We start from the raw sequence: 14,648 nt of genomic DNA on the forward strand, positions 1-14,648 counted from the left end.
ACTATGTTGCCAACAAAGGTACAAAGATTGCTTTCATACAGAAAAGAACTTAAAGCGTTAACAGCTCGTTAAAAAATAAAAAAAAGCGCTGTTTTTGTAATTTTAAAAACATTCTCTAGTCTTATAAATTGAAAGACATAACCTAAAACTAAAAAAGAATAAGATGATGAAAAGATTTTTGAGTTTATTAATTGTAGCAGTTTTAGCAGGAATCTTTACGCTAGGTACCTATAAGCTATTTATGGAACCTACTACAATTACCGTTTCAGAGAATCCTGAAACGTCAAATTATATTCCTACAAATTACACACCCACTATGAATACCACAGCTGCTGCCGTTGCTTCTGCAATCGATTTTTCTGAAGCAGCAGAAAAAACTGTAAATGCGGTTGTTCACGTTAAACATTATGATATTAAACGTGCACCTCGCAATTTAATGGAGTATTTTAGAAATAGTGGTGTACAGAAAAAACAAATCACTGGGGCTGGATCAGGAGTTATTATAACCCCAGATGGTTATATTGTAACGAATAATCATGTTATTGCAGGAGCTTCAGAACTTGAAGTCACTTTAAATAATAACAAAACTTATAAAGCCGAAGTAATCGGTTCTGCTCCTAAAGCCGATATTGCGTTAATTAAAATAGATGCTGACGAAGACCTTAGTTATATCCCTTTTGGTGACTCTAATTCTGCAAAAGTCGGTGAATGGGTACTTGCTGTAGGTAACCCTTTTAATTTAACTTCTACTGTAACTGCTGGTATTATTAGTGCAAAATCTAGAGATTTAAATGAAAATGATAGAAATTATCAATCTTTCATTCAAACTGATGCGGCTATTAATCCAGGAAATAGTGGAGGTGCATTAGTGAATACCAAAGGTGAACTTATAGGTATCAATACTGCTATTACTTCACAAACCGGAAGTTATGTAGGTTATGCCTTTGCTGTACCTTCTAATAATGCAAAAAAGATAGTAGATGATTTAATTGAATTTGGTGATGTTCAACAAGGAATTTTAGGTGTAAGTATCGCTCCAGTTAATGAAACTACACGAGAGAAATATAACATTTCTGACACCCAAGGTGTTATTGTTTCTGATGTATCTAAAAACAGTGGTGCAGAAAAAGCAGGAATACAAAATGGCGATTTAATCAAACAGATTGATGGTATAAATATTAAAAAATTTGCAGATCTATCTGGTTATGTAAGCAGTAAACGTCCTAATGATGTGATCCAAGTAAAAATTAACCGTGATGGTAGAGACCTTACAGTACCTGTTAAACTTACTAAGTACGAAATTCAACAATATAGAATTGAGGATATAGGTCTTGAAATTACTACTCCTAATAAAGAGTACTTAAAGAAATGGGGGGTTAATCATGGTGTTGTGATTAGTGATGCTTTAACGAGCAGTATGAAACGTTATAATCTAGAAGGTTTAATCATTACAGAAATAGATGGAATAAAAGTTAATAGTGCCGTACAAGTCGAAAAAATCTTCAAACAAAAAGGAGAAGATGAAAATATCACTATTAGTTTAATCGATCGTAATGGCGAAAAACGCGAGTTTATTTTCCAATAAACCCGTATATAATATAAGAGTAATCCCTTCATTGATGTTAATGGAGGGATTTTTTTGTTAAAAAACTTTCACGAAAACGTTTGAAATATATACTTTTGCTCGAAATAACGTTTTAATAAACACAACACTATTATGAGCTCTAATCAAGTTTATGAAAAAGAACTTGCTTTTCAGGCAGACAGAAGACGCGCAACTGTAGCATTCATCAAAACCATTAGTGATTTATGGTATGATAATTCTATTGAGCTAGTATTATTCCGTAATCAACTTATTAATAAAAATATTAGTGAGATACTTAACTTGCATGAATATGCTGGTGAGTTTGTTCAAAAACCAATTTCAATTTTTGATTCTGTAGAGATAGCTCAAGCTATTAAACAAATGGATTTACCTCCTTCAAAATTAGATATTGGTAAACTTACTTATGAATATCACATCTCTGGAGAGGAGTTTGAAACTGCTTCTGATTTTGTAATGAACAAATTGCAAGATGCTAAAGAGGCAAAAAGCATTGTTCCTAAAGATGTAATACTATATGGTTTTGGACGTATTGGTCGTCTAGTTGCTCGCGAATTAATGACTTTAACTGGTAAAGGAAGTCAATTGCGATTAAGAGCTATTGTTACTCGTGGAGAGATCACTGAAGAAATCTTACAAAAGCGTGCTTCTTTATTAAAGAATGATTCTGTTCATGGAGATTTCGCTGGAACTGTAAATATTGATATTTCAAAAAAGGCTTTAATAATTAACGGTACAACTGTTAATATTATTAGTGCGTCAAAACCAGAAGACATTGATTATACTACTTATGGTATTCAAGATGCTTTGGTAATTGATAATACAGGAGCTTTTAGAGATAAAGAAGCTTTAAGCAGACATTTAGCTTCAAAAGGAGTGGATAAAGTATTACTTACTGCTCCAGGAAAAGGTATTCCTAATATTGTACATGGAGTAAATCATACAGATCACAATCCAGATGAAGTTCAGATATTCTCTGCTGCTTCTTGTACTACTAATGCTATTACTCCTATTCTACAAGCTGTAGACGAAAGTTTTGGTGTTGTTAAAGGGCATTTAGAAACAATTCATGCCTATACAAACGACCAGAATTTAGTTGATAATATGCATAAAAAATACCGTCGTGGTCGTGCTGCTGCATTAAACATGGTTATTACAGAAACTGGTGCAGGTAAAGCTGTATCAAAAGCATTACCTTCATTTGAAGGAAAATTAACTTCTAATGCAATTAGAGTTCCTGTTCCTAATGGATCTTTAGCGATCTTAAATCTTACTTTAGAAAAGAACGCTTCTGCAGATAGTATGAATGCTATTATCAAAAAATATGCTTTAGAAGGAAACCTAGTAGAACAAATTAAATATTCTTTAGAAGACGAATTAGTTTCTAGTGATATTATAGGTTCTTCTGCCCCATCAATTTATGATAGTAAAGCTACTATTGTAGATAAAGATGGTACAAATGCTATATTATATGTATGGTATGATAACGAATATGGATATAGTCATCAAGTAATTCGTTTATCAAAATATATCGCAAAAGTAAGACGTTTTACTTATTATTAGAAAAATACACTTAACATTATACTAGTAAGGCTATCCATAAGATAGCCTTATTTTTTCCTTAACTTTTTGTTAATCATAGTTCTTCTCTTTAACATCCCTTTTAGAACATTTTTATTTAAATTCTTCTCAGCAAAAATCTTTCTAATTTGTTGACAATATCGTATAATTGCTTGCGTTACACAAAAAAGAATACTTAACAAAAAAAGCATGACATCTTTTAAATATTTAGCTACCCTCGCTCTTGTCTTGTCAGTTTTTAATATAACTGTCATTAATGCACAAGATGCTGTAGAGCCTAATCCCCTAAAAAATGGTTCTATAAAAGCTCAATTTGAGCACGTAATGAACAAGTCTAACCGATACAAGAACAACAAAGTTGTTAAAGAACATTGGTTACAAACATTAAAATCTAATACTTTAGATTCGTTAAAAACATTAGCTACGACTATAAAATCTAGCAATCAACAAATAGAAAAACAACAAAATACCATAAAAAAATTAGAAGAGTCTTTATCTAAGATTAATACTAATTTAGAAACAGTCACTCAAGAAAAAGACAATATGGTTTTTCTTGGTATGGCATTTTCAAAACAGAGTTACAAAACTATGATGTGGGCTATTGTTGGTGTTCTAGTTCTGCTTTTAGGCTTTTTTATTTTTAAATTTAAAAATAGTAATAGTGTTACTGTTCAATCTAAAAAGGCCTTGGCTGATATTGAAGCTGAATTTGAGGATCATAGAAGACGTGCTTTAGAGCGTGAACAAAAAGTAATGAGAAAATTACAAGACGAGATCAACAAACAGAAAAAGTCAAATTCTTAACAAATATGTAAAACTGCCTTAATTGGCAGTTTTTTTTGTCTTTTTATGTAATGATTTCTTCGAGACTTAGACTACTGTTACTGCAATAAATTTATTTCAATGTATTTTAGTAACAAATTTCAAGTTTTAATCATTTTTATTTTTGCCGTCAGCATTGGTTTTGCTCAAGAAACCACCGGTAAATTATCAGGAATTTTAAAGGATTCAAACAATCAACCTATTGTTTTTGCAAATGTCACTGTAGTTGATTTAGATACTGGAGCTAAATATGGTACCATATCTCAAGACAATGGTTATTATCTTTTTAATCAGCTTCCTCCTTCTAGCAATTATCAATTAGACATAACTTATGTAGGTTATAAATCGCAATCTATTGGTGGTATTGCTATTCAATTAGGAAAACAAACAATAAGAGATATTACCTTAGTAGAGGATAATGTTTCGTTAAGCGAAGTTGTAATTACTGTTGATAAAAACGATCCCATTCAAAATAGAAAAAAAGGTAACGAAGCCTTAGTTACGCAAAGTACTATAGGAAAAATACCTACAGTAAACCGAAGTATTCAAGATATCACCAAGGTATTACCTGAAGCTAATCTTAATAGTTTTGGAGGTGCGAGTAACCGATTTAACAACTTGAATATTGACGGAATCTCAAATAACGATGTTATTGGTTTTCAAGAACCAGCTAGTGGTGCTTCCGGATCTCTTGCCAATGGTACACCAGGAAGCCTTTCTTCTACACAACCTATTAGCTACGGTGCTATTAAAGAGTTATCTGTAAAAGTAGCTCCTTTTGATGCTAGTTTAGGGAATTTTACTGGAGCTAATATTAACGTAGTTACCAAAAATGGTACAAATACATTTAAAGGAGATGTATATGCGTTTGGTAATAACGATCTTTTAACAGGGCGTTATGCTAATGGCGTAAAACAACCTATCGAAGATTTTTATGATGTACAATTAGGAGCTGGTTTAGGTGGTCCTATTATTAAGAATAAACTGTTCTTCTATGTTAACTTAGAACAAGCGATAAACAATCAACCAGTGTTAAATGCACCAGGAAGCGCTACTTCGAATATTCCAGTTGATGTGGTAACTCAAATCTCTGATCGTTTAAGAGATAAATATAATTACGATACAGGAACTTTTACAGATGCAAGTTTACAACGAAACAGTACAAAATTCTTTGCTCGTCTAGATTATAATATTTCAGAAAAACACAAATTATCTGTACGTAATAATTATGTAAATAGTTTTGCCGATAATTTAGAATGGAATACAAACTTCTTTAATTTTGGAAGTCAAGGGTATCGTCATAAAAGTGTAGCAAACAGTCTTGTTGCAGATTTAAAAAGTACATTAAACAATAATACCAACAATACTTTAACTGTTGGTTATAATCGTGTAGAAGAAAATAGAGATTTTGACGGAGAAGTTTTTCCTCATTTAGAAATCATTTATAATGGTACCAATACTATTTTTGCTGGTACTTACAGAGAAGCTTCAGTGTTTGGAACTACTTTAAATACATTCCAAATCAACGATAAGCTTACTTATTATAAAAATAAGCATACTTTTACTTTTGGTTTTGGTGCAGAATATAATGATATTCAATACCGTTTCTTATCCGCCTTTAATGGTAGATATCAATACCGTTCTGTAGATGACTTTTTAAATGATCGTCCTGCACGTATTCGTGGTGTATACAATATAGAGGATAACGATTTTGAATCAAATAGAAATACTCCTTCTGCAGATTTCGGAGTAATTTTAGCTAATGCTTATGCTCAAGATCAAATTCGCTTTTCAGATCGTTTTTCTTTATTATTAGGATTGCGTTTGGATTCTCAAATTCTTCCAGAGAATTTACCGATAAGCCAAGAGGTTTTAAATACTCCAGAGTTTAGTCATTTTGATAATAAAATTAGTGCAGCACCACAGATCAATCCTAGATTAGGTTTTGATTTAGTTTTAAACAAAGAAAAAACAGCATTATTAAGAGGTGGTACTGGTTTTTATACCGGGCGTATTCCTTTCTTATGGTATGCTTATGCCGAATATATTTCTGGAACTCGTTATTTTAATATTGATACTAGACCTAATGATGCTGTAGATATCACTGATGATTTACAAAGTATTGATCCTTCTGCTCCTAGGTTAACAGAAATTAATTTGATCGATAATAACTTTAAATTGCCTAGAGAATGGAAAAGTAATCTAGCTGTAGATTTTAAACTACCTAAAAACTTTACATTATCTCTAGAAGGAACATATTCTAAAGTACTTAAAGGGTTATTTTTCCAGTCTATCAATAGAAAAGACGAAACAGCTAATTATGATGGTGCTGACAATAGATCTTATTTTACTGCTACTGGAGATGCTATTAAAATCAATCCTAATTTCACCAATGTTTTCTTATTAACTAACTCTGATGAAGGGTATCGCTACAACCTTACGTTAGGACTTCATAAAAATGAGCGTTTTTATAATGGTTATGTTGGCTATACTTATGGAAGAAGTAAAGATGTATCTAGTACCGTAAGAAACTCTCAAGCAGCCAATTTTGAATTTAATCAAGCTGTAGTATCTAATGATCCAGGAACATCATATTCAAATTTTGATTTACGTCATAAAATCGTGTCTTATCATAATTTTGATTTTAAAATTAAAAATGATGATCTAAGTGTTGGGTTAATATACAATGGTCGTTCTGGTAGTCCTTTTTCTTATATTTATGGAGGAGATATTAATCGTGATGGTTCTTCTAGAAACGATGTTATTTATGTTCCTGCTAATGCCAACGAAATTAACCTTGTAGATATTACAGATGCTTCAGGAAATGTTACGGTCTCGGCAGCTCAACAATGGCAACAATTAAACAATTATATTAATAACGATGATTATTTAAGAAGCCGTAGAGGTCGTATAGCAGAACGTAATGGAGCTAGAACTCCATGGAATCATCAGATTGATCTAAAATTAGCTTATAAGAAGAATTTTAAGAAGAAAAAACAATCTATCGAATTTACATTTGATTTACTTAACCTTCCTAATTTCCTAAACAAAGATTGGGGAAGATTATACTTTGTTCCTAATGTTTTAAATTCTAGTTTCAGTTTATTAGATTTTGTGGGAGTAGAAAACAATCAACCTACTTTTCAATTTAGAAATCCGCAAAGTACTCCATGGGTAGTTGATAATGCTAACTCAAGATGGCAAGCACAATTTGGATTACATTATAGATTCTAATCTTAATCGTTTTATTTATAAAACATCTTAATATATTAAAGCCAGATATTATTGATAATATCTGGCTTTTGCTTTTTTATATATCAAGGTTTCTTTGCACCTTTGCAATCTGTTTTAAATAATTTGATTCATGCGTATTGATATCATCACTGTAGTTCCAGATATACTAAAAAGTCCTTTTGAAGCTTCTATTCTAAAGAGAGCTATCGAAAAAGGACTTGTTGAAGTGCACTTACATAATCTACGTGATTATGTAACCGATAATTATAAACAAATTGATGATTATCAATTTGGAGGAGGTGCAGGAATGGTAATGATGATAGAACCTATTGATAAATGTATATCTAATCTTAAAAGTCAACGTGATTATGATGAAGTCATTTATATGACTCCTGATGGTGCTACACTAAAACAAGGAATAGCGAATCAATTATCTCTTAAGAAAAACCTTATCATTCTTTGTGGACATTATAAAGGTGTAGATCAACGTGTAAGAGATCATTTTGTTACCAAAGAAATTTCTGTAGGAGACTATGTCCTTTCTGGAGGAGAATTAGGAGCAGCTATTTTATGTGATGCCGTAATACGATTAATTCCTGGTGTATTGGGTAATGAAACTTCTGCCTTAACCGATTCTTTTCAAGACAACTTATTAGCCCCTCCTATTTATACTAGACCTGCAGATTATAAAGGTTGGAAAGTTCCCGAAGTATTAACTTCTGGTAATTTTCCTAAAATAGAAGCTTGGAGAGAAGAACAAGCGTTTTTACGGACACAACAACTTCGTCCTGACTTACTTGAAGACGAATAACACACAATATTTTTTTAGTTACTAAAAACCAATAAGTTATTAGTAAAAACATGCAAAAGGCTACGGTTATTATTTGAATACTTTACAGTAAAAACCGTAGTTTATTTTTTATTTATAAGCTTATATTACCAAAAACATATACTATTTTATCTTTTTAACATTTCTGTAAAACATTTTTAAAAACCGTACGTTACGGAGGTATTACATTATGAACTAGAGTGTACAATGAACAACTAATAATTTTCCCCGCCCTAAAATTAGTTCGTTAGTATTAAACCCCCTAGTCAAGTTCAGTTTGTGTTCTATTAAAAACTAAATAACCAAACTAAACATCCGTAATGAAATACATCATTATTCCCCTACTTCTATGCTTCAGCCTATGCACTTATGCACAGGATCATGATGCGACGACTTGTCTGTCTCCCTCTTTAGCATTCAAAAAAAATGAGGATTATTATCAATTACACAAAAAGGAAATAGATGCCCAAAAACGGTTACCAGGAACCAATACCAGAGCTATTGTACAAAGTATTCACAATGCTATTGTAAAATGGGATGGCGGTTCTTATTATCGATTCGAAATTGGTACTGCACCAGGTCTTGATGATCTTAATCGTGGACATTTATTAAGAAATACAGATAAACATACCTATGGGCACAGTTATGAAGATATAAGACGTAGTGCTCTTGCGATGGGAAATACTTTTAATATAGGAGATACTTTCTATTTTTCTATGTATGATAATGGTCAAAATCCATCATGGGTTTCACCTCCTCTTAGATTTGAATGGGAAGATTTAGGAAATGCTAATAATGAGTTAACCATCAGAGTAGAGACTAATTATGGAGTGAATGGATTAGGTCCTTATGCAATTTGGCAAAGAGACAGAATGATGCGTTTTTATAATCTCGTTAATCCTATAATCAAAGAAATATATGGTCCTCCTTCTAGAGATCACGATGTTTCTATTGTAAACGACGGAAATGCTGTAGGAACAAATGTTTTTTATAACGGTCCCAACCAAATTAGCTCAACCTATGTAGAACGTAATGGAGATCTAGACCAACCTCGTCTTATGATCCATGAATTACTACACGCTTATAGGGATAATGTCATTTTAAGTAGTGATGAGACTTGGCATTATGTTCCTACGCTTAGTGGATTTGAAGAAGGAATGGCCGAAGCAGTTGCCATTATTGTTATGGATATTTTTATTGATCGTTATCCTAATTTCTTTAATGGAGACGAATTTAAAATACACTGGTCCCATTCAAGAGGAATGCCTTTTGATTGGGATTATGATTTTCAAAATCATGAAATTCATACCACAACAGACTTCTTTTCTACAGATATAGGAACAGGATCACACTGGCAACGTTATGGTATTAGTCAAACTGTAATGCAAAAAATGTATCTTGAAGATCCTGATTTTTTCAAAAACTTCAATGCAGAATATTATCGTAGACTTAATGCAGATCATAATCTAGTACCTTCTAGAGCGCTTCTAGTCGATATCTTAACCACTATTCTTCCATCTGTAGAACGTACTCCAATTGGAGAATGGGTTGATCGTCAGCGTATTTTAGATTGTCGAGTAGAACCAGGTGATAAAGTACATATGCTTACTTTTCATAGTGCAGACCCACCACGTATTCATACACTTGACAATCGAGTTCATATTTATGAAACTCAAAACTTACCTGGTGCAAACGAATGGTCTTGGGACGAAATTGATGATGTAAATCCCGCTAATTCTATGCGTTGGTTTGTACAAACAAATAATATTCAAGGACAACTACAGATTTATAATTATGATAATACATTACACCAGCAACTTAACATCATTAATGATAAAAATAGTCGTCGAGATAATAGACCTAGATATCTAGGGCCTTATCAAGGAGGAAATTATATGAATTACAATGGTGTTTTCACAGGTAATGATGATCGTAATCAATGTACACAACCTGGTTGTGGTAAACGTCCTGTAGGCATTGAAACACATAATTTTAGTGCAACCTCAACCACAGATCGTAACCATAATGACCTACCTAGAAACTATCCTGATCCTCAAACACAAATCGTATCTGATCTAACAGATTTAGGACTCTACCGCTACGAAATTAATTTTGAAGGAGGCCGCTACTCTGGAACCTATTATAGATTACACGGACAAGATTTAGCTGGTCATGATGGTATCATGGGAGGTATTAAATCATTAGATGACTCTCAAAACATTACAGGGAGATTATATATAGAACATGAAGATTTTGGAGAAGAACCTGTAGTCAATATTGATAATGGTGCTTTTATAGCTGATAGAACATGGGCTGCCGTTCCTGAAACAGAGGTTCATCGTCAAGGTGGTCGTACTGATCGTCGCTATTCTGTTCCAGGAAAAACACATGCTATTTATATAAGTGAAGATTGTAGTGCAAGAAAAATAGACTTTAGAAATATTCTATATGGTGATGGATTATCTGGTTCTCAACTGTTTTTATATACTGTAGAACATTTTCAAGATATTGAATTTACAGCACCAGACATTACTATTTGTGAAGGTGAAACCATTAACCTTGATGTATCAAATAACTTTCCAGAGATACTTAATGGCGATAGTAGAATTACTTATGAATGGTTTGACCAAAACAACATTTCTATAGCCAATACAATGAATCATGAAATTCCTAATGCACAAGAAGCATTACATGAAGGTTTATATAGAGTTGAAATTAACTTTTTTAATTGTCCATTATCATTAGAAGTAAATGTTATTATAAACAATACCTCTTTTGAAGTTACTACTCCTGATGAGATTACTTTATGTGAACAAGAGACTTTAACTATTCAAGCTAATACTGTTACTGGTGCAACCTATACTTGGACTGGGCCTAATGGTTATACTGCTACTACTCAAAGTATTTCTATACCTAACATTACTATTGCTCAGCAAGGAGATTACACTGTCACTGTTACTGCTCCAGATTGTGCTGGTGACCCTACTTCATTATCTAGCACTACAACAGTTAATGTTAATCCAGATAATGATTTTGAAGTTACTACTCCAGATGATCTTACTTTATGTGAGCAAGAAACTTTAACTATTCAAGCTAATGCTGTAAATGGAGGAACCTATGCTTGGACTGGCCCCAATGGATTTACGGCCACTACTCAAGATATTTCTATACCTAACATTACCATTACTAATCAAGGAGATTATACAGTAACTATTACTGCTTTAAATTGTGCAGGTGATCCTATCTCGAGATCTAATACCACTACTGTAACCATCAATGAAGATATCACAATACAAGTCACAAATCCTAATCAAATCTCTATATGTGAAGGTGAAGATTTAGATATTACCACATCTAATGTAAATGGAGCAACTTATGCTTGGACTGGGCCTAATGGATTTACTGCTAGCACTCAAAATATAGCTATTACAGGTATTACAACTGCTCAACAAGGTGATTATGTACTCACTGTTAGCGCTACAGATTGTCAAGGTAATCCTATCTCTGAATCAAACACTACCACAGTGACAGTAAATACAGATGAAGATTTTGAGGTTACTACTCCAGATGATCTTTCTATTTGTGAGCAAGAAACTTTAACTATTCAAGCTAATGTTATCAATGGAGCCACTTATGCTTGGACTGGTCCTAATGGATTTACTGCTACCACGCAAAGTATTTCTATCCCTAATATTACTACTGCACAACAAGGAGGTTATACAGTAACTATCACTGCTTTGAATTGTGTAGGAAATACTATTTCTAGATCAAATACTACTAATGTCACAGTTAATCCTATAGTGGTCATTACTATAACCACTCCAGAAGAAGTATCTATTTGTGAAGGACAAGATTTAACTCTTGAAACCGATGTAATCGCAGGTGCAACTTATGAATGGGTAGGACCTAATGGTTTTACTGCTACAACACCTAGTATTACTATTCCTAATATTACCGTTAATCAACAAGGAGATTATACCGTAACTGTAACGACATTAAGTTGTGAAGGATCTCCTATCACCGAATCAAAAACAACTACAGTTACTGTAGACACAGATGAAGATTTTGATATTAATACCCCAGACCAATTGACGTTATGTGAACAACAAACGTTAACTATTGAAGCCAATGTTATCAATGGGGCAACCTATGCATGGGTTGGCCCCAATGGCTTCAGTGCTGATACTAGATCTATTACCATTCCTAATGTTACTAATGTAAATCAAGGAGATTATACCGTAACAGCTACTGTAATTAACTGTATTGGTGATCCTGTTACTAGATCTAATACAACTGCTGTAACTATCAATTCTGATCCAGTTTTTGAAGCTATCACTCCTAGTAATATCACTTTATGTGAAACTGAAACATTAGATATTCAAGCTAACCTTGTTGCTGGAGCAACTTATGCTTGGACAGGACCTAATGGTTTTACTGCTACAACACAAAACATTTCGATTCCTAATATTACCACTGTACAACAAGGTGACTATACTGTAAGTATTACATTACCAGATTGTCTAGGTAATCCTTTAACAGAAACTAGTACTACAGCTGTTGTAATTAATACAACTCCTGATTATGATATAAATATCCCTACTCTAATTACCCTATGCGAACAGCAAACCTTAACAATTGAAGCTACTCTTATAACCGGGGCTATCTACCAATGGACTGGCCCCAATGGCTTCACTTCTGACCAAAGAGTAATTACAGTTTCTAATATTGAAATTGCTCAACAAGGTACTTATACAGTAACCGCTTCTGGAACAACATGTCTAGGAGATCCAATATCAAGTACCGCATCTACAGATGTTGTTGTTGAAGAAAATACAGTAATCACATTACAACCACTTGAAGATATCGATACTTGTGAAGGAGAAACTATTCTACTTTCTACAGATGAAATTCCTAATGCATCTTATGCATGGACTGGTCCTAATAACTTTAGTGCAAATACTAGAGAAATAACCTTATCCGATATTACAACCAATCAAGCTGGGCGATATACAGTTACCGTTTCTGCTACAAATTGTGATGGCTCTATTGTACAAGATTCAAGTAGTCTTAATCTAACTATAGAACCTTCTCCTAATATTGATTTATCAGGAGTTCCAAGTACAACTACAGCTTGTTTTGGGAATAGTCTTTTTATAGAAATCCCAGAATATCCTAATGCTACTTATCTATGGGTAGGTCCTAATAATTATTTTTCTACTCTTAATGATTTAACTATTGATAATTTTAATGAGTTGCATATAGGTACTTATACACTAACTATTACAGTTGATCTTTGTAATGGTACTAGTATAGAGGAAAGTCACAGTATAAATGTGATGCTTTGTCCTCCAGAAGATATGATACCACGATTCTTTACACCTAATGGTGATGGTCATAACGATGTATGGGCTGTTAATCCTAATTATGTTCCTTTTGAAACAATATATATATATGATCGTTTCGGAAAGCTATTAACTCAACTAGCACCTAGCAGTCCAAGTTGGGATGGATTATATAATGGTAGAAGCATGCCTTCAACAGAATACTGGTTCTCAATACTATATACAGACAACAGTGTTTACAAAGGTCATTTTAGTTTAATACGCTAAAGCTTAAATTTAACGCTATAAAAAATATATTTTGCCAATATTTTTATTAATTTTGCAAACTCATTGAACCAACCTCTGGCGAGAATCGTGAATGTTGTTTCAATCTAAAATTAAAAACTATTTCAAAATGCAAGATTTAGTAAAATTCGTACAAGACGAATTTGTAACAAAAAAAGATTTCCCAGAATTTGCAGCTGGAGACACAATTACTGTGTATTACGAAATCAAAGAAGGAAATAAAACTCGTACTCAGTTCTTTAGAGGTGTTGTTATTCAACGTAGAGGATCTGGAGCTACAGAAACATTTACAATCAGAAAAATGTCTGGTACTGTAGGTGTTGAGCGTATTTTCCCAATCAACTTACCAGCACTTCAAAAAATTGAAGTTAACAAAAGAGGTAAAGTTCGTAGAGCTCGTATCTTCTACTTCAGAGAACTTACTGGTAAAAAAGCAAGAATTAAAGAAAGAAGACGTTAGTCTTTCTTTTTTAAAAGTATTAAAAAGCGATTTGACTAGTCAGATCGCTTTTTTTATAAACAATTGTTAACAATCTAAGTTTATAACATGTTGATATTTAACATATTAAATAATCGTTTTAATGTTTTTTAATTCGTAAATTTATGTTGTGATTATGAAATATAATTGATGACACAAGAATTCAATATTTTTTATAATCTACTAAACACGTTCTTTATAAAATATATACCTAAACATTTTACCTAAAAGAATTCAATTTATTTCTGCAAATTACGTAAGATCGTCCTACTGTTTTCTAATGCAATTTCAGATATTTTTTTAAGTGTAAACATATAATAAGGTATGATGTTGGCTATTCGGGTAAAGATTATCAAAGAAAAACTACATAAGTAGTTTATACAAAGAAGTGCTCGCAATAGTTAATGAGTGGGAATTTTATTCAAATTCTTAACCACTCTTTGTGTATAGAATCGATACTATGATATAACTAGC

Annotated in this window: 7 protein-coding genes; all 7 read left to right on the plus strand. The window is 32.6% G+C overall.

All coding sequences use genetic code 11. From position 1 onward, the window contains the following. Window positions 1-163 precede the first annotated feature (163 nt). Window positions 164-1,585, plus strand: coding sequence for a trypsin-like peptidase domain-containing protein (locus tag ACYEKI_RS13180; protein ID WP_459211665.1), 1,422 nt, complete (start codon window positions 164-166; stop codon window positions 1,583-1,585). A gap of 132 nt (window positions 1,586-1,717) precedes the next feature. Continuing rightward, window positions 1,718-3,166: a glyceraldehyde-3-phosphate dehydrogenase gene (locus ACYEKI_RS13185; RefSeq protein WP_459211666.1), complete on the plus strand. Its 1,449-nt coding sequence runs from the start codon at window positions 1,718-1,720 to the stop codon at window positions 3,164-3,166. Between the two features lie 207 nt (window positions 3,167-3,373). Beyond that, on the plus strand, window positions 3,374-3,988 hold the full coding sequence (locus ACYEKI_RS13190) for a tRNA (guanine-N1)-methyltransferase (RefSeq protein WP_459211667.1): 615 nt from the start codon (window positions 3,374-3,376) through the stop codon (window positions 3,986-3,988). A gap of 99 nt (window positions 3,989-4,087) precedes the next feature. Next, window positions 4,088-7,240 carry a TonB-dependent receptor gene (locus ACYEKI_RS13195; RefSeq protein ID WP_459211668.1) on the plus strand — a complete coding sequence of 1,051 codons (3,153 nt, stop codon included), beginning with the start codon at window positions 4,088-4,090 and terminating at the stop codon, window positions 7,238-7,240. Window positions 7,241-7,370: 130 nt separating this feature from the next. Then, window positions 7,371-8,051 carry a tRNA (guanosine(37)-N1)-methyltransferase TrmD gene (gene trmD, locus ACYEKI_RS13200; RefSeq protein WP_459211669.1) on the plus strand — a complete coding sequence of 227 codons (681 nt, stop codon included), beginning with the start codon at window positions 7,371-7,373 and terminating at the stop codon, window positions 8,049-8,051. 338 nt (window positions 8,052-8,389) lie between these two features. Next, the gene (locus ACYEKI_RS13205; RefSeq protein ID WP_459211670.1) at window positions 8,390-13,678 is read left to right on the plus strand and encodes a T9SS type B sorting domain-containing protein; all 5,289 of its coding nucleotides are present in this window, start codon (window positions 8,390-8,392) and stop codon (window positions 13,676-13,678) included. A 127-nt stretch (window positions 13,679-13,805) separates the two neighbouring features. Beyond that, window positions 13,806-14,156, plus strand: a complete 351-nt coding sequence (gene rplS, locus ACYEKI_RS13210) for a 50S ribosomal protein L19 (RefSeq protein WP_459211671.1) — start codon at window positions 13,806-13,808, stop codon at window positions 14,154-14,156. Window positions 14,157-14,648: the final 492 nt, after the last annotated feature.

This window comes from Aquimarina rhabdastrellae, assembly GCA_947387485.1.
Classification (GTDB): Bacteria; Bacteroidota; Bacteroidia; order Flavobacteriales; family Flavobacteriaceae; genus Aquimarina.